Genomic DNA, 20,424 nt, shown 5'->3' with positions numbered 1-20,424 from the left:
TGTCCCTCCTTTTTATTGCAGATGGTTCTTCGGGTCGGCAGCGTCCGAGAAAGCGTTGCCGATCAGATAGAACGCGATGGTGACAAAGCTGAGGATGATGGTGGGGTAGAGCAGCTGGTAGCGCAGGCCTGCCTGCATCATCACCTTGCGGCCATCGTTGATGAGGTTGCCCAGCGAGGGCGTCTCCACCGAGAGGCCCAGGCCGATGTAGGTGATGAACACCTCACTGCCGATGGCGGCGGGGATGGTCAAAGCCATCCGCAGCATGATGACGCTGACCAGATAGGGCAGCAGGTTGCGCAGCACGATCCGGCTGGTGGGGGTGCCGATGCAGCGGGAGGCCACATTGTAATCCCGGTCGCGGATGATGAGGATCTGGTTGCGGATAAAGCGCGCCATCTCGATCCAGCCCGTGATGGACATGCCCAGGATCAGCGTTTTGATGCTGGGGGAAGCCACATAGGAGATCAGAATCAGGATGATGGTGGAGGGAACGTTATCGCAGATGTTGTACAGCTCGGTAAAGAAGAAATCCAGCTGGCGGACATAGCCCCACAGCACACCGGCGGTGATGCCCACCACGGCCTCGATGAGGGCCACGAAGAACGCGATGATCAGACTGGTGCGGGCACCGGCCCAGATGCGGGCCCACAGATCCTGGCCGATGGCGTTGGAGCCCCAGATAAAGCCCATCTCACCGGGGGCAATGTTGCGGTACTGCACGCCGGTGGCAGGATCCACCTCGCAGAGGTTGGGGTCTACCTGGCCGGGCAGGTGGGGCTGGAAGAAAGCAAACGCCACCACGGCGATGAGGGCCACCAGCAGGACCACGGCCAGCTTGTTCTTAAAGAACGCGCGGAACGTGCTGCCCCAGTAGCTGTAGTTGGAGTAGCCCGTGGCTTCGGCCTGCTCGGAACGGAACCCGGCGGGGGTAAACAGCTCGTCTTCCGGCAGCTTGGCCCAGGCAGCGGGACCGTCTTTCTGCAGTTTGTTCAGCTGGGCTTCCAGCTTCTTTGCTTTTTCGTCTTTGATGCGGAACAGCATTATCGGCCACCTTCTTTCTTGCCAAGGCTGATGCGGGGATCAATGAGCACCATGAGCAGGTCGCCCAGGATCAGGCCGATGATGCCCACGCAGGCGTACAGCAGCACGATGCCCTGCACCAGGGTGTTGTCATGGCGCTGCACACAGGTGACCAGCAGGCCGCCCATGCCGGGAATGCTGTACAGGCTCTCGATGTAGATGGAGCCGACGACGGTGTTCAGGAATGCGGAGGGAATGTACTGCACCAGCGGGACCATGGCGTTGCGGAAGATATGCTTCAGCGCGATCTTATTCTCGCTCACGCCCTTGGCGCGTGCCAGGCGGACGTAGTCCTTGTTACTCTCGTCCACCATGTAGCGGCGGAGCCACATGGCGTAGAACGCAATGTTGCCCAGGCTCATGGAACAGACCGGCAGCACCCAGTATTTCCAGTTGGAGGCGTCAAACAGCAGGCCCACGCCCAGTGCCGTGGTGCCATACATCTGGATGTACAGGTAGTACACGGCGCTGGGCACTGCCTGGATGAGCACGATGATGGCGGTGCCGATCTTATCCGGCCAGCGGGATTTAAAACGCCCCATGAACATGCCCATGGGGATGCCGATGACAAGGCTCAGCAGCATGGCGTATACACCCATCTGCACCGAGATGGGCAGCTTCTTGGCCAGGATGCCGGTGACGGAAGCGTTGACCTTATAAATATGGCTCACGCCCAGGTCGCCATGCAGGGCATCTTTCCAGAAACGGACGATCTGCACCGGGAGCGGGTCCAGCAGGCCCATGGACTGCAGGCCGGCCTGGATCTGTACCTCGGTCATTTTTTCATAGTTCGCAAAATAGCCCTCCACCGGCATCAGCCGCAGAAGACAGAACACGAGCGTGACGATGATGAACAGTGTCAAAATCGAGCGCCCGACACGTTTCGCCAGATATTTGAGCATATCTGCGCGCACCCCTCTCTCTTTGTTTTGTAATAACGGATAGGAATAGAATACAACAAAAAACTACTTTTGGAAAGTGATTTGCCCATTTTTGTTGAAAAATTAATCAGAAAAGGCGATAAAAAAGACCCTGTACGGCCAAAACCATACAGGGCTTTTGAAAATATTACAAGATGGTCAGTTCAAAATGAAATTTGCTTCATGTAAAACTCAGCGGGCGTCGCGGTTGGCCTCGTACTCGGCCATGGAAACGTAGTGATCCAGCACATGGATGCCCTTGAGGCGCTTGTTGGAGAAGCCGGTGGAAGCGTACTGGCCCTCCCAGTAGTTCAGGCGGGTAGCCAGATACGCGGGCACGCTCATGCCCATGGGAACGACCAGAGCGTTGTTGATGAGGGAAGCCTCGGCGTTGGCAAAGGCGTCATAGCGGGCGTCGATGTCCTCGGTGATGGCGGTGGCCTCCTCAATGGCGTTCATGTAGTTCAGCACGGCATCAGCAGTCTCGCCGGTAATGTAGCCATCCTCCACGCCGGTGCGCAGGAATGCGTAGCGGCTGCCGCGGTCGCCCGCGGCCTGATAGAACGGGTCGGACTCGGTCTGGGGGTCAGAGTAGTCGGCACCCCAGTTGCACAGCAGGAAGCAGAACTTGCCGTTGCGGCGGACGGTGGACAGGAAGCCGTCGGACGGGCCGGCGGTGATGATGATGTCGATGAAGTTGAAGCCGTCGTTCAGCACGCTCTCCAGCTGCTGCTTGAGCACCTGGCACTGCTTGTCCCAGTCCACAGAGGAGGGGTTGTAGGGCAGCTGCACCTTGATGGGGAACGTCGCACCAGCCGCGGTCAGCTCCTCCACGGCGGCATCGCGGTACTCCTTGGCCTTGGCCTCGTCAAAGAACTCGGTGATGTTGGCCAGGTCGCCGCACTGCAGGTAATCCACGCCCTCGCTGTTGGCGCAGAAGCTGGGCGGGGTAACGGTGTTCAGCTTATAGTTCTCGTAGCCCTCGGGAGCCTTGACAGCCAGCGTGACGGCGTTGTTGATGCCGTACAGGAATGCTTTGCGGAAGTTGGTGCTGTTGATGGCCTTGGCCCAGTTCTCGGGTTCGTACTCTGCATCCAGGCCGTCCACGGTGGCGTTGGAGAAATTGTGGGGCAGCGGGCAGAAGTTGAACATGTAGAAGTAGGTGTAGTTGGTGTTGGGGCGATCCATGGAGACCATGTCCTTGGTGGTATCGTCGGCCAGCCAGCTGTCCAGGATGTCGGAGCCGATGGTAGCCTCGTCGATCTCGCCGCGCTTGATCATCTCGGGGCCGTTGACGCTGGCCTCGGCGTTGTAGATGCGGCTGACCGTCTCGATGAAGACGTTGTCGGCGTCGTAGTTCTCCGGATTCTTCTTCATGATCCAGGTCTCCAGAGACTCGTACTCGGCCAGGTAGTAAGCGCCGCAGCTGTAGGTGGTCTCTGCACTGGTGGCGAACTGGTCACCGACCTCTTCCAGCAGGGGGCCGTAAGCGGGCTCATAGGGCAGGTAGCACAGCAGGCTCAGGAAGCCAGGGAAATCGTAGGCCAGGGTGTAGGTCAGGGTGTGCTCATCCACAGCGTGGACGCCCACGTCCTCAAAATCAACGGGAGCGTAGGTGGTGGTGCCGTCCGGGCCTGCCACAGTGACCACGCCGGAAGCATCCACGGTGTAGGTGGTGCCGTCATCGTCCACGATGCCGCCGTTGGCGTTGGCCAGGTAGACGTAGTAGTTGTAGTAATCGTCAGCGCCTGCAATGTAGGAGGTGACGAGGTCCACGTTGGAGGAAGCGTAGTCCGGGGTCAGGACGTACTTCAGGGCGTCCACAAAGTCCTGCGCGGTCACGGGAGCAACGACTTCGCCGTTGCAGTCCACCCAGTTCTCGTCACGCAGGTGGAACGTCCAGGTCAGGGTGTCCACATCCCAGTCCCAGCTGGTGGCCAGGCCCTCTTTCATCACACCCTTGTTATCGTACTCCACCAGGGTGTCCACGCAGTTGGCGCCCACCTGCATCTCCAGGTCGGAAGAGGTGGTCAGGTAGTTCAGAGTGGAAGGCTGGCTGTCGTACAGGATGGTATAGCTGCTGCCGCCTGCAGAAGCCGTACCGGAAGCCGCGGAGCTGCCAGCGGAAGAACTGCCGCCGCAGCTGCTCAGCAGACCAGCTGCACAGGTGCCAACGGCTGCCAGACCGCTGGCCTTGAGGAACTGACGACGGGTGATCGAATGAGTCATGATGATTCCCTCTTTTCTTCGGTTTTGCATTTTGCGTTCGTGTTGTTTTGCCCGCTGTTTCCCAGCAGCGGGGGAGGTGCCGTCAACTGCCCCGCGGGCAGCCTATGAAAAAAGAGCAACGGAAATACATCCGTTACTCCTTTGTAACAGTCCTCCGGCCACACAGGTGGTTAGCCAAAGTATAGCATTGATTGGCTCCGGCGTCAATTGTTTTTTGCCGCATTGCGGCCCATTTTGCATGCCAGCGATCAGATACTGGCGGTGGGGGCGGCGGCCTCCGGGGCCGCTGCCGGGGCAGCAGGAACCGCGGTTTCGGCGGAAGCGGCGGCATTTTCAGCGGCCAGCTCCTGAGCCGCTGCCTTGGCGGACTCCTCCGCGGCGGTTTTGGCTGCTTCCTCGGCAGCGCGCTTGGCCTCCCGCTCTGCCGCGCGCTCCTTGGCGCGGGCGGCGGCCTCCTCCTGCCGCTTTTTGGTGCGGCGCTTGATCCGGCAGACCGAGCAGATGCCATCCACGGAGTCCGGTGCAATGGGCTTGCCGCAGTCGGCGCAGAGGGTCTTGGTGCACTTGTAAATGCTCACGGGGCCCAGCGTGGTCAGCTGGCGGAGCTTCATCCCGTCGATGCCGTGGTTGGAGCAGGACGCCACGCAGATGCCGCACTCGCCGCATTTCCAGGGGGTGACCACGATGCGGGTCTGGCCGTCGGGCAGGTCTTCCACCTTGAGGGCGTTGGCCCGGCAGGATTTTTCGCACTTGCCGCAGCCAAAGCACTTGTCTGTCACATTGGGCAGGTAGTAGCCGTAGCGCAGGGGTGTTTCCATGGCGGCCTTGAGCTGTTTGGTGCGCTGGTGGAGCAGCAGGCGGAAATCCATGCCGGCGTCCTCCTCGTCCCGCAGGCCGGGCAGCTTTTGCAGCAGCTTTTTGGTGCCGGATTTGGAGCCCTCGGTCAGCTGTTCCATCATCTCCCGGCGGGACAGCTCCTTGACGTGATAAGGGGCATCCTCCAGCTCATAGGCCAGGGTGAACCGGGCCTCGAACACGGTAGGGCCAAAGAATTCCACCAGCCGGGTGAGCTCCTTGCGCAGCTGCTCGGCGCACAGGTCGTTCTCGCACTCGCCGCAGGGGGTCAGATCCAGCACGATCTTCTTGCTCAGGGCCAGGTAGGCCAGCGCCTCCCAGGAGAGAGCCGAGATGCAGAGCCGGGTGATGGTATTTTTGCGGGTGCTCTTCTCGCACCCGATCCAGATGGTATCGTTATCGTTGTCTGCCGGGGTGGTGTCCCGCTGCACCTGCTCCGGCGAGGGGGCGATGCAGCCGCTGCGGCAGGCCGAAACACAGAGCCCGCAGTCGGTGCAGGGATCCCAGTCTTTGACAAGGTTTGGGCGGGTGAAGATCTGGTCACCGTAGGGGCAGATGTCCTTACAGGTGGTGCAGGGCGTGCGGTGGGGGTGCAGGTTCCAGCACTGACGGCGGTTGATCTCCGGATGAGAGGTCTTCATCAGCGCATCCATGGCGTACCGGGTAAAGATGCTCATGCGCGGCTCACTCCTTTTCGGCGCTGTCGGTCACAGAGGTGACTTCGGCGTGGTCCAGCAGAAAACGCTGTACTTTTTTGGCGGCCAGAGCGGCGGCCACGGCGTCCTCGGTCAGCACCTTGCGGATCTCGGCCTCGGGGGTCTCCTGCAGGGCGGCCAGACGGCGGTACTCGGCGTTGACCTCCTCCGGGTGGACGACGATCTGCTCGGCCTCGGCAATGGCGCGGGCGGCCAGCATCACCCGGGCCCGGCTCTCGGCCTCGTCACGGTAGCGCTGGCGCAGGGCCTCCGGGGTGGTGTGGCTGTTCTTGCAGTGCTGTTCCACGGTCAGGCCGCTGCGGGAGAGCCGCTCGCCCAGCAGCTTCATCTCGTTGTCAGCAGTGCGGTCCAGCGTTTCGGGCGCAATGTGGACCTCGATGTTGGCCCCGGCCATTTCCAGCAGGCGCTGGCCGGCGGCGCGGTCGGCACCCTCTTCATGGATCTTCTGCTTCTGGGCCCGGATCGACTCCCGCATGGCGGCGAGAGAGTCATAACCGATGGACTTGGCAAACTCCTCCGTCAGCTCCGGGGTGTGCTTCTCGGCCACCGAGCGGAGGTTGATCTCAAACTGGGCGGTCTTGCCGGAGAGCTCCGGCACCCGGAACTCAGCGGGGTAAGTAAAATCGAAGCGGAACGTCTCCCCGGCGCGGTGGCCGTAGATGGCCTGCTCGGCGGCGGGCATCAGCTTGCCGTCACCCAGCACCACCATCACTTTTTCCATCCGGCTGTCGGGAATCTCCTTGCCGTCCATGTAGCCCGCAAAATCCAGCAGGGCGCGGCAGCCGCGCTTGGCGGGCTCCTGGGTGGGGCGGTAGGTGGCGTGCATCCGGGTCTGGTGCACCATCTCGATGTCCAGCGTCTTCTCCGTCACCGGCCGGACATGGCGGGTGATGGCCAGACCCTTGTACTGGCCCAGCTTGACTTCAGGGAAATTGTACTTTTTCTTTTCCATGGTGTAATACTCTCCTTATTGAAACCTCTCACCGCTCCATCTCGCTTTGCGAGCATGTCGCGGAGCAGCCTCCCTTTGTCGCATCTGCGACAGTTCCCTCCGACCGGAGGGAGTCTTTCCGATCAGGGAAGCCATGAAAGATGAAATTTAAACTTTTTCATCCTACAGTATAACAAACCGGGGCGGGGGCTGACAAGAGTGCCCACGGGCCAGGACGCAAAATATCCCGCTGCATTTTCAGCAGACGGGATATTTTAAATGCAATATTACTTTTTGGATTTGTTTGCGGGGGTTTTTGCGGCTCGGGCGGCTTTCCGCTTCTGGTTCAGGGCCAATGCCGCGCTGGCCTGGGCGGCCTCCGGGTGGAGGGCTTCCGGGCTCAGGCGGAACAGGCGGCTGCCCATGGCGGGCAGGTCGATGGCCAGCGTGTAGTCCCGGCCGTAGACGCCGCCGTCGGTGGTGTGGAATGTTTTCGTGCGGGACTTGTCCGCGCCGCCCCAGACGGAGGCCTCGGTGTTCAGCAGTTCTTCGGCCCCACAGGGAAACTTGAGGTAGAGCGGGAACTTTTTGTGGGCGGTGTTCTGGGTGTTCATCACACAGAGCAGGTTCTGCCCGGCTCCCTTGCGCAGCCAGGCGTACACGCCCTCGGCGCGGCTCTCACAGGCCACCCACTCAAAGCAGTCCGGGTTGTACTCCCCGTCGTAGAGGGCAGGCTCGGTGGCATACAGGCGGGAGACGGCGGCGAAGAATTTCTGGAAGCTGTCGTGGAACGGGTACTTGAGCAGGTCCCAGTCCAGCGGGCGCTTTTCGTCCCACTCCCGGAAATGTGCCATCTCGTTGCCCATAAAGTTGAGCTTTTTTCCCGGATGGGTGTACATATAGAAATACAGGGTGCGCAGCTGGGCGCATTTTTCCTCGTAGGTGCCCCAGAGCTTATCAATGATGGTCTTCTTGCCGTGGACGACTTCGTCGTGGCTGAGGGCCAGCAGGTACAGCTCATTGTAGAAATACTGCATACTGAACGTCAGCTTGTGGTAGGCGTCCGGCCGCTCCCCGAACGGGGTGGCAAAGTAATCCAGCGTGTCGTGCATCCAGCCCATGTCCCACTTGTAATCAAAGCCGATGCCGTCGTACCGGGTGGGGGCGGTCACTTTGAGGAAGTTGGTGGAGTCCTCGGCGGTGTAGATGCCGGTGGGCCAGCGCTCGTTCAGGCCGTGGTTGAGCCCCCGCAGGAAGTTGAGGGCTCCCTCGTTCACGCCCCGGTTGGGGTCACCCTGCCAGTAGATGGCCCGGGAGATGGCGTCCATCCGGATGCCGTCGCAGTGGTAGACATCCATCCAGAGGGCGGCGGCGCTGTTCAAAAAGCTGCGGATCTCGCCCCGGTAATAGTTGAAATTGCAGGTGCCCCACTCGCTGTGGCCCACGTCGCTGTCGTACTCGTAGAGATAGGTGCCGTCGAAGCGGGCCAGAGCATCGGCGTTGGCCGCAAAGTGGACGGGAACAAAATCCATAATGACGCCAATGCCCATCCGGTGGCAGGCGTTGACGAACGAGGCAAACTGGGCCGGGCTGCCGTACCGGCTGGTGACGGAGAAATACCCGGTGGTCTGGTAGCCCCAGCTGCCGTCAAAGGGATGCTCGGCCAGGGGCAGCAGCTCCACATGGGTGAAGTGGTGGTCCAGCAGCCAGGGGATCAGCTCCCGGGCCAGCTCCTCGTAATCGTACCAGCCGTCAGAGCCATCGGGCTTTGTGGCGTTGGGTTTCTGTTTCCAGCTGCCCGCATGGAGCTCGTAGATATTCAGGGGCAGGTTGCGGCATTTGTCCCGCCGCTCCATCCAGGCACTGTCGTCAAAGCGGAAGTCCAGCCTTGTCAGGCGGCTGGCGGTGCCGGGGCGCAGCTCGGTGGAAAAGGCGTAGGGGTCGGAGTGGAGCACGACGCTGCCGTCCGCCCCGTGGACCCGGTATTTGTAGAGGTCGCCCTCGGCAAGGCCCGCAATGAAGCCGCTCCACAGGCCGGTGTCGGCTTTTTCCATGGGCACGCCGGGGCCCCAGCCATCAAAGCCGCCGCAGATCTCCACGGCGGTGGCACCGGGGGCCCAGACGTTGAACCGCCAGCCCTCTTCCCCATGGGGGCCCTGGGCCGGGTGCGCGCCGAGGATGCGGTAAGCGTCAAAGCATTCGCCAACAAAAAAGCTCTGGGGGAGGGAGGGATACATCATGCAAAAGACTCCTTACATTTGATATTTTGAAAACGAAGCATTTTGTGCTATACTGAAGCTGCTGTATGCAGCATGATTTACGAATAAGAGGAGCGGTTGATTGACTATGGCTTGGTATGACAACGCGGTATTTTATCACATTTACCCTCTGGGGCTCTGCGGCTGTGCCCACGAAAACGACGGCCAGCCCACCCCCGGCGCTTTTGAAAAGCTGAACGCCTGGGCAGAACACGCGGCACGGATCGGCTGCACGGCCATTTATATCGGCCCGCTGTTTGAGAGCGGTTCCCATGGCTACGATACCATTGATTACCGCCGGGTGGACCGCCGCCTTGGCACCAACGAGGAATTTAAGGAATTTGTGGCCGGCTGCCACGCCCGGGGCCAGAAAGTCATCGTGGACGGTGTGTTCAACCATGTGGGCCGGGATTTCTTCGCGTTCCAGGACCTGAAAGCCAACCGGGAGAACGCCCGGTATAAAGACTGGTTCTGTGATGTGAATTTCTGGGGCAACAACGAGTACAACGATGGTTTTTCCTATGGCAACTGGGGCGGCTTCAACCTGCTGGTCAAGCTGAACCAGCGCAACCCCGAGGTGCAGAATTACCACTTTGACACCATCCGCTTCTGGGTGGATGAATTTGACATCGACGGCATCCGGCTGGACGCGGCCGATGTGCTGGACTTTGACTTCATGAAAGGCCTGCGCCGCCTGGCCAACGAGGTCAAGCCCGAGTTCTGGCTGATGGGCGAGGTCATCCACGGCGATTACAGCCGCTGGGCCAACCCCGAGATGCTCCACTCCGTGACCAACTACGAGCTGCACAAGGGACTGTGGAGCGGCCACAACGACCACAACTATTTTGAGATCGCCCACACCATGCGCCGCCTGCAGGGCCTGTGCCATGATACCAAGCTCTATCTCTTCTCGGATAACCACGATGTGGAGCGCCTGCCCAACAAGCTGCGCAACAAAGAGCATATCCGCCACATTGCCATTCTAGTATATACGCTCTGGGGCATTCCGTCCATCTATTATGGCTCGGAATTTGGCATTGAGGGCAAAAAAGAGTGGGGAAGCGACTGGCCGCTCCGCCCCTGCCTGAATCTGGACGACTACAAGGACGCCGAGAAGACGAATTTCGTCACCAGTGTCTATGCAAAGCTGGGCAAACTCCATGCGGAATACCCGGAACTGAGCAGCGGGGAGTTCAAAGAGCTCAGCCTGACCACCCAGGGCTATGCCTACGCCCGGGTGAAAGACGGCGAGGCCATCGTGGCCGTGATGAACAACGGTGACACCCCGGTGCAGATGGAATTCCAGCTGCCCGTGGAGGCCTCCGGTTACGAGGACCTGATGGAAGACACCGTGGGCGGGCAGAAGCTGCTGGCCGAGGTGGGCTGGGGCCGGATGAAAGTCCAGGTGCCCTCCAACTACGCGACCCTGCTGCGGCTGAAACACTGAGCTTGCGCCGGGGCACGGCTTCTGCTATGATAAGAGAGAAGTGAAAGGGGAGAGTGGGATGAACGCTGCACAGCGCAGGGAAAGGATACTGACACGGCTGACGGGTGCCAGCGAGCCCATGAGCGCCAGCCTGCTGGCCGGGGAACTGGGGGTCTCCCGCCAGATCGTGGTGGGGGACGTGGCCCTGCTGCGGGCGGCCGGGGCTCAGATCGACGCCACGCCCCGGGGCTACCAGCTCCACCCGGCGGCCAAAGGCTACACGGGCATCCTGGCCTGTGTCCACCGCACGGCCGAGGAGATGCGCGCCGAGCTGTACACCGTGGTGGACCAGGGCGGCGTGGTGGTGGATGTGGCCGTGGAGAACCCGCTGTACGGCGAGCTGCGCGGCAACCTGAACCTTGCCAGCCGCTACGATGTGGACCTGTTCCTCCGGCAGGCGGCGGATACGCCGGAGTGCCTGCTGAGCCGGATGACCGGCGGCGTGCACCTGCACACCCTCCACTGCCCGGACGAAGCCAGCTTCCGCCGCGTCAAGGCTGCTCTGGCTGAAAAGGGGCTGCTGTACCAGAAAGAATAACCCCAATTTTATTCTAAAAAAAGACCAACCCCTTGTCCATCGACGAAAGACGAAAAGGGTTGGATAATCAACCAAACGTGGAAAGAGGTGGTTTATTTTGGATATCCGCATTGCCAGAACGGACCGTGCCATTGAAAAGGCATTTATGGAGCTGCGGGCCAAAAATCCGCTGGAAAAAATCAAGATCAAGGATCTGTGCGCACTGGCCTGCATCAACAAATCCACATTCTATGCCCACTATGAGGACATCTACGCCCTCTCCAGCGGGCTGGAGACCAAAGTCATCGGCAACATCCTTGCCTGTGTGACCGACTTTGGGCCGAACCGCCCGCTGGACCACACCGAGGAACTGACCCAGGGGCTGTTCCGCGCCTTTGTGCAGAACCAGCGCGCCGTCAACATCCTCTTCTCGGGCAGCCGCCAGGGCGTGTTTGCCAACAGCATCGAGCAGGGCCTGCGCAAGCGGGTGGCGGAGCTGGACCCCACGTTCACGGCGGATCCCCGCCGCGGCATCGTCCTCTCGTTCTGCGTGCAGGGGTGCTTCTACGCCTTTACCAACAACAGCGGCCGGATGGACGAGGCCAAGCTTGTGGCCCTGCTGGCCGAGATCGCCAAAGCAGCCCAGAAGATCGAGCTGTGATTTTGAGAAGAAACAAAAAAATCCGTCCGGCATTGCCAGGCGGATTTTTTGCTTCCCGTTTGTTTCCTTCCTTACACGCCCGAAGCGCCGTAGTTTGCCAGCACGCGGGCAGAGGGGTCGTTGACGTTGCAGTTGGGCCATGCCTTGTTGGGCATCCAGAAGCCCACGATGGTGCGGCTCTGGTCGTAGTAGTATTTCTCGAAGATCTCGCGGTAGAGCAGGCTCTCTTTCGTGAACGGCATACAGTGGGCGGAATAGTTGGCCCGGCGGAGCTGGAACTCCTCATCGGTGTACAGGCCCTCGGCATACTCTTTGATATCGTCCACCATGCTGTGGCCCACGGCGTCGGAGAACGCGGCCTTTTCACGCCACAGGATCTCCGGGGGCAGCCAGTCCCCCTCAAAGGCCTTGCGGAGCAGGTATTTGCCCTTGCCGTAGCTGTTCAGCTTCTTTTCGGGGTCAATGGCCATGACGTAGCGGACGAAGTCCAGGTCGCCGAACGGCACACGGGCCTCGATGCTGTTGGCGGAGATGCAGCGGTCGGCGCGGAGAACGTCATACATGTACAGCTCCCGGATGCGCTTCTGGCTCTCCTGCTGGAACGCGTCGGCGGTGGGGGCGTAATCGGTGTATTTGTAGCCGAACAGTTCATCGGAAATTTCACCCGTCAGCAGCACGCGGACGTCGGTCTGCTCGTGGATGGCCTTGCACAGCAGGTACATGCCCATGCTGGCGCGGATGGTGGTGATATCCCAGGTGCCCAGCAGCCGGATGACTTCTTCCAGGCTGTTGATGACCATGTCCCGGTTAATGATGATCTCATGGTGCTCGCTGCCCAGATACTCTGCGGTCTGGCGGGCATATTTCAGGTCGATGGCGTCGGTGTCCATGCCGATGGCAAACGTCTGGATGGGCTTGCCCAGCTTTTTGGCCGCAATGGAGCAGACCAGCGAGGAATCGAGGCCGCCGGAGAGCAGGAAGCCCACCGGGGCATCGGCGTCCAGCCGCTTCTCCACGCCCGCAATGAGCTTTTCGCGGATGTTTTTCAGGATGGTGGGCATGTCGTCCTCCATGGGGGCCGGCACGTCGGCGATGTCCTCATACCGGACAAAGCGGCCATCGCAGTAGTAACTGCCAATGGGGAACGGGCGGATGTCGTCGCACCAGCCAATGAGGTTCTGCATCTCGGAGGCGAACGCGATCTGGTGGCTGGACTTGGAGTAGCCGTAGAACAGCGGCCGGATGCCGATGGGGTCGCGGGCCGCGATCAGACGATCCTTGCGGGAATCGTACAGAATCAGAGCAAACTCGGAGTCCATGTGGCGGAACATGTCGAGGCCATACTCATAATAGAGCGGCAGCAGGATCTCGCAGTCACAGTCGGAGGCGAATTTGTAGCCCCGGCGCTTCAGGATCTCTTTCTCGAACCGGAAGCCGTACAGCTCACCGTTGCAGACCACGCAGTCGGCCCCGCGGTAGAACGGCTGCATTCCCTCCGGCGTCAGGCCCATGATGGCAAGGCGGCCAAAGCCCATCAGGCCGAAAGGCCCTTCCACCACGCGCTGATCGTCCGGGCCGCGCGTCACGGTGCGCAGCAGGTATTCTTTGAATTTGGCGGCACTCAGGTCGTGCCCCGTGTAACCCATAACACAACACATACTTCTTACCCCTCTGAAACAAATCAAACCAAACAAAAAATACGGCAGCAATCATCCCATTTGCTAGGACGAATGCTGCCGTATCCGTGGTGCCACCTAAATTACCGGCGCACAGGGGCGCCAGTCACTTTTGTGCGCTCTCCCCGTTGAAAGCACTGCCGCGATAACGAGCGGCGCACGTCTGCCCCTACTACGCGCCCGAGGCGGGTTCAGGGGGAAGCTCACGGGGGTTCGTTCAGGTCCGGCTCTCTGCGCGGCTTGCACCTGCCCGCGCTCTCTGGAAGAGGGCCGCGTGGACCTTACTTTTCCCGGTCAACGCTTTTTCTTGACCGAATTGTATCACGGCTTTTCTGCCGTGTCAATCGGGGATTCACAATTTTTTTCGGTTTGTGCAGGGTGAACGGTTTCGGCTTCCTTTGCGGCGCAGCTGCGGCACAAACCGTACAAAACGCTGCCCTCGCACTGCAGGGTAAAGCCGTGCTCCGCCATCAGGTGGCTCCGCACCTCATCCATGAAATGGCAGTCCAGGTGGTAGATGCGGCCGCACCGCACGCACTTCAGGTGCAGGTGCTCCCGGCAGTGGCGGCCCTCGTCCACATACTGGAACACGGCTTTTTCGCCCTTGTCCGCCACGTATTTCATCACCCGCTGCTCCCCGGCCAGTTTATCCAGATAGCGGTAGACCGTGGTGGGGTTGGGGGCCGCGCCCTGCTCTTCCAGGTGGGCCAGAATGTTGGACGCGCTGACTGCGTGCTGGCGGTTATTGATGAGATAATCCAGGATGAGCTGGCGTGTTTTGGTGTTGTAGCCGTCGCTTCGTGCCATGCAAAAACCTTCTTTCTACCGGGTAGTGTACCACAATTTACACATGGATGCAAAACAAGAGCGCGAAACTGGTGACAAGCACAAAAACGTTTGTCAAAATACTCAAAACAGAGACAATATATCTGGTCAAAACGGAAAACGCACCAAAGTTTTGCGAAAAGTCTTGTAATAAATGATACCTTGTGTGATAATAAGAAGAACAGATTCGTTGGATTGTTTCAGGGATACAACCTGCCGTACCCAGAGCGCTGCTTCCGGTTGGAACGTTGTGGGTGGGCGGGGTATTTTTGCTTGAAAGATCCCCGGAGATATAGGAGAAGATGATGAAAGAGATGGAATCCCAGGCAAAGCTGAGCTTGAAACTTCAGGCGTACCAGTACCTGAAAACCAAAATCCTGAACTGCGAGTACCGTCCCAACGAGTTTCTCAACGAGCAGAAGCTCTGCGCCGAGATGGGCAACATCAGCCGCACCCCCATGCGGGACGCGCTGGGCCGGCTGGAGCAGGAGGGCCTCATCACCATCCTGCCCAAAAAGGGCCTGATGGTGTCCGGGATCACCGAAGAAGACGTGCACAGCATGTTTGAGATGCGTCTGCTGGTGGAGCCCTATGCCCTGCGTACTTATGGCAGCGAGATCCCGCAGGAGGAGCTGGCCGCGTTTACCGAGTTGATGCATAACCCGGACCGCATTGATGATTTCTGCAAAGCGGACGATGATTTCCACGAGCTGCTGATGAGCACCCTGCCCAACAAGTATCTGCGCTCGGCCTACGACCGCATCACCGGCCTGAACACCCGTTTCCGCATCATGACCGGCAAGGTGAGCATGATCAACCGGGAGCAGACCTGTGAAGAGCATCTGGAAATTCTGGATGCCGCTACCAAGGGCGACTGGAACACCGCCGCCGATGCTTTGCAGAAGCACCTGGAGATCGCCCGTGACAAAGCCGAGGGCGTGATCAAGGTCATCCGGCTGTGGTAACTGGAAGCAAGCAAAAAAGGACGCCTGACGGCATAAGTCAGGCGTCCTTTTCGTATGGGGCAAAAATCAGAGCGCGTCCAGCTCTTGCTGCAGCTGGGCCAGCGAGGCGCGGATGGGCAGTTTCTGGGGGCAGACGCCCTCACACTTGCCGCAGCGCGCGCAGTGGCTGGCTTTTTCGGCGTCCGGGAAGTGGGCCGCCCACTGCTTTTTGATGGCGTCTTTCTGGCCGAACATGGAAAGCTTGTTCCAGATGCTGAAGTTGTCCGGGATGTCCACGCCCATGGGGCAGGGCATACAGTAGCGGCAGCCGGTGCAGCCGATCTTGATCCGGCTGTGCAGGATGGCAGCGGTCTTTTCCACGGCCTGCGCTTCTTCGGGGGAAAGCGGCTCAAAATGCTCCAACGTTTTGAGATTATCTTCCAGCTGGTCTTCCGCGCTCATGCCGGAAAGGATGACATGGACATTCTGGTGGCTGCCCACCCAGCGCAGTGCCCAGGAAGCGGCGCTGGCCTCCGGGCGCAGGGCCTTGAGGGGAGCTTCGGCGTCCGGGGGCAGGGTGGCCAGGGTGCCGCCCTTGATGGGCTCCATGATGATGAGGGGGACGCCCAGTTCCTCGGTCAGCTGGTAGCCGCGGTCACCGGAGATCTCCTCGGCGCGGTCATCCGTGTCCAGATAGTTGTATTGCAGCTGGCAGAAATCCCAGGGCTGATCCCGCAGGATGTGCTCAAAGCCCGCCGAATGATCGTGGCAGGAGAAGCCCAGGCTGCGGATGGTGCCGGCGGCTTTCTGCTCCCAGAGCCAGTCCACGATGCCCAGGGCCTTGGCCTCGTCGTAGCGGGCCTTGTGCAGGGAGTGCATCAGGTAAAAATCAAAATAGTACACGCCCAGCCGTTTTTGCTGGTCGGCAAAGATGCGCTTGGCCTCGTCCAGGCTCTTGCACTGCCACAGGGGCAGTTTGGTGGCCAGGTAAAAACTTTCCCGGGGCCATTTGGCAATGACCCGGCCTACAAAGGGCTCGCTCTCACCGCCGTGGTAGGGGTAGGCGGTGTCAAAGTAGTTGACGCCCGCGTCCCGGGCGGCGTTGAGCAGGGCTTCGGCCCGGGGCTCGTCGATCCTGCCCTCCGGTGTGGTGGGAAAGCGCATACACCCATAGCCCAGCAGCGAGGTGCGGACCGGGGCGTTTTTCCAGCTGCGATATTCCATAGCTCTCTTTTACGGCGGGAATTTTGGCACGGCCCGCCGTTCCTCCTGCAGCAAGTATACCATAAGGCAAAAAAATATGATACAATAGGATGCAGCGCAACCTGCAGCAAATCAATTTGAAATACGAGGAAGACAATGGAACCTTTGAAACTTGGCAATATCACGCTGCCCCACAAGGCAGTGTTCGGCCCCATGGCGGGCTTCACGGATGCCCCCTGCCGCCGCCTGATGGCAGAGCACGGCGCGGGCTTTACCGTCAGCGAGATGGTGTCCAGCCGGGCACTGGTGTACGGTGACCACAAAACGGTCAGCCTGCTCAAGGCGGAGCCCAACGGGGCCCCCTACGGCGTGCAGATCTTTGGCGAGGTGCCCGAGATCATGGGGCAGGCCGCGGCGGCCATTGAGCAGTACCAATTCGATTTCCTGGACATCAACATGGGCTGTCCGGCCCCCAAGATCGTGTCCGGCGGCGCGGGCAGCAAACTGATGCTGGACCCGGACGTCTGCGGCAGGATCGTGGAGCAGGTGGTGCAAAACACCTCCCGCCCCGTCACGGTCAAGATGCGCAAGGGCTGGGATGCCGACCACATCACGGCCGTGGAGTGCGCCAAAGCCTGCGAGCAGGCGGGGGCGGTGCTGGTGGCTGTCCATGCCCGGACCCGGGAGCAGATGTATACCCCGGGCATCGATCGGAGCATTGTCCGGAAAGTGAAAGAGGCCGTCCATGTCCCGGTGCTGGGCAACGGCGACATCCACACGGCGGAAGACGCCCTGACCATGATGCGGGAGACCGGCTGCGACGGCGTGATGATCGCCCGGGCGGCGCTGGGCGACCCCTGGCTGTTTGAGCGGGTGAACGCGGCCATCGAGGGGCTGCCCGCCCCTAAAGAGCCAAATTTACAGGCCCGGATGAACGCCCTCCGCCGCCAGGTGGAAGAGATGGTGGAGCAGAAAGGTGAATTTGTCGCCATGCCCCAGGCCCGGGCCCAGACCATGCACTATATGAAAGGCCTGAAAGGTGCTTCGGCCCTGCGGCGGTACTGCTGCGAGCTGAGCCATCTGGAAGACATCGACACCCTCATCGAGGCCGTGTTTGACCAGCAGCGGAGAGCTGCGGATGCAGATGATAACCGGGAGATCCCGTTCCCGTAAAGAAAGAAGGCCCTTACCATGGATTCTCTCACTTCTCGCCGTCTCCGCCTGCCGGGGCGTCAGCGTGACCGCTTCTGGCTGACAGTGGGGCTGTGCGCCCTGACGGCGGCGCTGTTCTTCCTGCCGTTCTACATTCTGGACGGCGGCTTTTTCCACTATGCCGGCGATTTCAACAGCCAGCAGATCAGCTTTTACCGGTATATGAACGGCTTTGTCAAGGGGCTGGGCTACCCGGACAGCCCGCTGGCCGGGGCGGCGTCCAATACGTTCTCCTGGGCCACCGACCTGGGCAGCGGTGCCATGAACGCCTATTCGTTCTACCTGTACGGCTCGCCGTTTTTCTGGTTCTCGCTGCTCTTCCCGCAGCAGTGGCTGCCCTACCTGATGGTGCCGCTGCTGGTGCTCAAGTTTGCCGTGGCGGGCGGCGGCGCGTACCGCTACCTGCGCCGCTATGTGCAGAACGCGAATTTTGCGGTGCTGGGTGCCTGCCTGTATACGTTTTCCGGCTTTTCGGTCTACAACATCTTCTTCAACCACTTCATTGACGTGGTGGCCCTCTTCCCCTGGATGCTGGCCGCGCTGGACGAAGCAATGTATGAGCACCGCCACGGGCCCTTTGCGTTCTGGGTGGCGCTCAACCTGCTCAACAACTATTTCTTCTTTGTGGGGCAGGTGCTCTTCCTGGTCATCTACTTTGTCTGCAAAGTCAGCGCCGGGGATGTGAAGCTGACGCCGAAGCTCTTTGCGCGTCTGGCGTTTGAAAGCCTGCTGGGCGTGGCGCTGGGCTTTATCCTGCTCTGGCCGGCGGTGCTCTCAGTGCTGCAGAACCCCCGCACCATCGACCTCTCCTCCGGCTGGGGCTTTTTGACCTATTCCAAGGTCCAGCAGTATCTGGCCATTCTGGTCAGCTGGATCCTGCCGCCGGATTCGCCCTATATGACCTCCATCTGGTCCGAGGGCGTCATCAAGTGGACCAGCATGTCCGCCTACCTGCCCCTGTGCAGCCTGGCCGGTGCCATGGCCTACTGGCGGGCCCGGAAAGGGGACAGCAAAAAGCGGATCGTGGCCACCTGCGCCGTGTTTGCGCTGGTGCCCGTCCTCAACAGCGCGTTCTATGCCCTCAACTCCAGCTACTATGCCCGCTGGTATTATATGCCGGTGCTCATCCTCTGCGCCATGACGGCCTGCGCGCTGGAAGCGCCGGACACCGACCTGGATGCCCCGGCCCGGGGCATTGGCTGGCTGATGGTGGCCACCCTGGCCTTTGCCGTGGTGCCGGTGCAGGACACGGAGAGCGGGAGCTGGAGCCTTGGCGTGCTGCAGAACCCCGGCCAGTTTGCGGCGGTGTTCGCCTTTGGTCTGGGCGGGCTGCTGGTGTACCGCTTTCTCTGCGGGCGCTGGCGGGGGCAGAAAGTGTTTGCCCGGCGGCTGCTGGCGGCCACGCTGGCCTTTGCCTGCGCGTTCAGCGTGGTGCACATCGGCATTGGCAAGTTCGGCCAGTGGAACACCGACAGCGACCTGGTGGAGGAGTACACCAATGCCCTCAAGCTGAAAGAAGACCTCCCCGCAGGTGACTGGCGCGTTGACACCTACAAGACCCACGATAACCTGGGCCTCTGGCTGGATAAGAGCTGCCTGCAATACTTTGGCAGCACGGCAGCCCCCAGCATCCTGAGCTTTTACCCGGCACTGGGCGTCAAGCGGGACGTGCGGAGCGAGCCGGAGCTCTCCAACTACGCCCTGCGGGGGCTGCTGAGCGTGAAATATCTGCTGACCACGCGGAAACATCAGGAGGATTTCCTCGCGGAGGCCGACGAGGGCTGGAGCTACTACGACACCCGGGACGGCTACCTGCTGTATGAGAACGAGAATTACGTCCCCATGGGGTTCACCTACGATTACTACCTGACCGAGAGCCAGTACGAGAACACCATCAAGACCACCCGCTCCAACCTGCTGATGCGGGCGCTGGTGCTGAAAGACGAGGATGCCGAAACCTACAGCGAGTACCTGCAACCCCTGCCCGAGGAACGGCTGAACGACCTCTACTATGACACCTACGTGGAGGACTGTGATGCCCGCCGGGCCACGGCCAGCCGGGTGTTTACAATGACGAATTCCGGCTTCCATGCCGAGATCGACCTGACCCGGGAAAACCTTGTCTTCTTCTCGGTGCCCTATGACGATGGCTTTACGGCCTATGTCAACGGGGAGCAGGCCGACATCGTGGAAGTGGACGAGGGCCTGATGGCGGTGCTCTGTCCGGCAGGGACCAACCGCGTTGATTTTGTCTACCAGGCCGATGGCTACTCCCTGAGCCGGACTGTGACGCTGGCGGCCATCCCGGTCTTTGCAGTCTACTGCGGTTTCTGGTGGGATCGGAAGAAACGGAAAACCGCGTAACAAAGCACAAAAAATGTCAATACGCATTCTCCCACAAAATCCCGCGTTCTTTTTGGTAAAAGAGCGCATAGCCTCCGCAGCCCAAACGTGATAAAATAAGTCTGTTTGCGGCAGGCCGCGAAATACTGTGAGGAGAGTGCAACATGGAACAATGTTATCTGATGCCCGGACAGGAACGCTGTGAGAAGATCAAGGATGCAAACGGCGTGCCCAAAGTAAGCTACTCCTACCGCTCGCTGCAGGGGGCGTTTTTCCACTGTGTGAGCCGCAGTGTGGAGGAGGCCCAGAGCCGCTGCGAGGACTGGCTTGTGACCCAGGATCGCTGCTACCGCAACTGACCCACGGCAACAAAAGGATATTTTGCAAAGAGAGCTGCAGCCGCTGCACGGGCGGAAGTGGCTCTCTTTTTGTATGTGGGAGAAAAACAGCGATCCAGACAAAAAAGAAAAGTGAAAATCTGGCAAAATTGTGGGCCATTGTTCCGGGTGAAAATAATATTAGATGGGGGGAATTGACAACATTTTTGATTCCGGGTATAATAAAA

16 protein-coding genes and 1 other annotated feature are annotated in these 20,424 nt (G+C 60.2%); of the genes, 7 read left to right on the top strand and 9 right to left on the bottom strand.

Going from position 1 to position 20,424, the window contains the following annotated elements:
- Positions 1-12: 12 nt before the first annotated feature.
- From C4N22_RS08305 to glgB, 6 genes are all read right to left on the bottom strand, one after another.
- Positions 13-1,044 (bottom strand): ABC transporter permease, encoded by a 1,032-nt coding sequence (locus tag C4N22_RS08305; RefSeq protein WP_112148620.1) that lies wholly within the window; start codon positions 1,042-1,044, stop codon positions 13-15.
- Entirely contained in the window at positions 1,044-1,985 is a 942-nt protein-coding gene (locus C4N22_RS08300) for an ABC transporter permease (RefSeq protein ID WP_112116060.1), read from the bottom strand. Before C4N22_RS08300 ends, C4N22_RS08305 begins: the two co-directional genes overlap by 1 nt.
- Positions 1,986-2,195: 210 nt before the next feature.
- Complete coding sequence (locus C4N22_RS08295) at positions 2,196-4,232, bottom strand: ABC transporter substrate-binding protein (RefSeq protein ID WP_112148619.1); 2,037 nt, start codon at positions 4,230-4,232, stop codon at positions 2,196-2,198.
- A gap of 248 nt (positions 4,233-4,480) precedes the next feature.
- A complete protein-coding gene (locus C4N22_RS08290; protein WP_022256688.1) occupies positions 4,481-5,764 on the bottom strand; it encodes a 4Fe-4S dicluster domain-containing protein in 1,284 nt (427 codons plus the stop codon).
- 7 nt (positions 5,765-5,771) lie between these two features.
- Entirely contained in the window at positions 5,772-6,755 is a 984-nt protein-coding gene (tig, locus tag C4N22_RS08285; protein ID WP_112148618.1) for a trigger factor, read from the bottom strand.
- Between the two features lie 266 nt (positions 6,756-7,021).
- Positions 7,022-8,974: a 1,4-alpha-glucan branching protein GlgB gene (glgB, locus tag C4N22_RS08280; RefSeq protein ID WP_112148617.1), complete on the bottom strand. Its 1,953-nt coding sequence runs from the start codon at positions 8,972-8,974 to the stop codon at positions 7,022-7,024.
- A 106-nt stretch (positions 8,975-9,080) separates the two neighbouring features.
- Here glgB and C4N22_RS08275 point away from each other — a divergent pair, with 106 nt between their 5' ends.
- From C4N22_RS08275 to C4N22_RS08265, 3 genes are all read left to right on the top strand, one after another.
- The gene (locus tag C4N22_RS08275; RefSeq protein ID WP_022256685.1) at positions 9,081-10,439 is read left to right on the top strand and encodes an alpha-amylase family glycosyl hydrolase; all 1,359 of its coding nucleotides are present in this window, start codon (positions 9,081-9,083) and stop codon (positions 10,437-10,439) included.
- 58 nt (positions 10,440-10,497) lie between these two features.
- A complete protein-coding gene (locus C4N22_RS08270; RefSeq protein WP_022256684.1) occupies positions 10,498-11,016 on the top strand; it encodes a transcription repressor NadR in 519 nt (172 codons plus the stop codon).
- A 97-nt stretch (positions 11,017-11,113) separates the two neighbouring features.
- Positions 11,114-11,656: a TetR/AcrR family transcriptional regulator gene (locus C4N22_RS08265; protein ID WP_112116053.1), complete on the top strand. Its 543-nt coding sequence runs from the start codon at positions 11,114-11,116 to the stop codon at positions 11,654-11,656.
- Between the two features lie 71 nt (positions 11,657-11,727).
- On the opposite strand, the gene asnB is transcribed toward C4N22_RS08265, so the two are convergent.
- On the bottom strand, positions 11,728-13,302 hold the full coding sequence (gene asnB, locus C4N22_RS08260) for an asparagine synthase B (protein WP_112148616.1): 1,575 nt from the start codon (positions 13,300-13,302) through the stop codon (positions 11,728-11,730).
- A gap of 73 nt (positions 13,303-13,375) precedes the next feature.
- Positions 13,376-13,639, bottom strand: a binding site (T-box leader).
- Positions 13,640-13,653: 14 nt separating this feature from the next.
- Complete coding sequence (locus C4N22_RS08255) at positions 13,654-14,139, bottom strand: Fur family transcriptional regulator (RefSeq protein ID WP_112148615.1); 486 nt, start codon at positions 14,137-14,139, stop codon at positions 13,654-13,656.
- Between the two features lie 323 nt (positions 14,140-14,462).
- On the opposite strand from C4N22_RS08255, the gene C4N22_RS08250 reads away from it, so the two are divergent.
- A complete protein-coding gene (locus C4N22_RS08250; RefSeq protein ID WP_022256680.1) occupies positions 14,463-15,122 on the top strand; it encodes a GntR family transcriptional regulator in 660 nt (219 codons plus the stop codon).
- Between the two features lie 66 nt (positions 15,123-15,188).
- Here the strand turns inward: C4N22_RS08250 and C4N22_RS08245 are convergent, their stop codons facing one another.
- Complete coding sequence (locus C4N22_RS08245) at positions 15,189-16,325, bottom strand: aldo/keto reductase (RefSeq protein WP_112148614.1); 1,137 nt, start codon at positions 16,323-16,325, stop codon at positions 15,189-15,191.
- Positions 16,326-16,460: 135 nt separating this feature from the next.
- On the opposite strand from C4N22_RS08245, the gene dusB reads away from it, so the two are divergent.
- The 3 genes from dusB (at position 16,461) to C4N22_RS08230 (ending at position 20,218) form a co-directional block, all read left to right on the top strand.
- Positions 16,461-17,477: a tRNA dihydrouridine synthase DusB gene (gene dusB, locus C4N22_RS08240; RefSeq protein ID WP_022256678.1), complete on the top strand. Its 1,017-nt coding sequence runs from the start codon at positions 16,461-16,463 to the stop codon at positions 17,475-17,477.
- An 18-nt stretch (positions 17,478-17,495) separates the two neighbouring features.
- Positions 17,496-19,880, top strand: a complete 2,385-nt coding sequence (locus tag C4N22_RS08235) for a YfhO family protein (RefSeq protein WP_112148613.1) — start codon at positions 17,496-17,498, stop codon at positions 19,878-19,880.
- A 143-nt stretch (positions 19,881-20,023) separates the two neighbouring features.
- A complete protein-coding gene (locus C4N22_RS08230) occupies positions 20,024-20,218 on the top strand; it encodes a DUF3873 family protein (RefSeq protein ID WP_022256676.1) in 195 nt (64 codons plus the stop codon).
- Positions 20,219-20,424: the final 206 nt, after the last annotated feature.

The sequence above is a fragment of the Faecalibacterium prausnitzii genome (assembly GCF_003287495.1).
Classification (GTDB): domain Bacteria; phylum Bacillota; class Clostridia; order Oscillospirales; family Ruminococcaceae; genus Faecalibacterium; species Faecalibacterium prausnitzii_I.
This window is presented reverse-complemented; position numbering and strand designations above follow the sequence as displayed.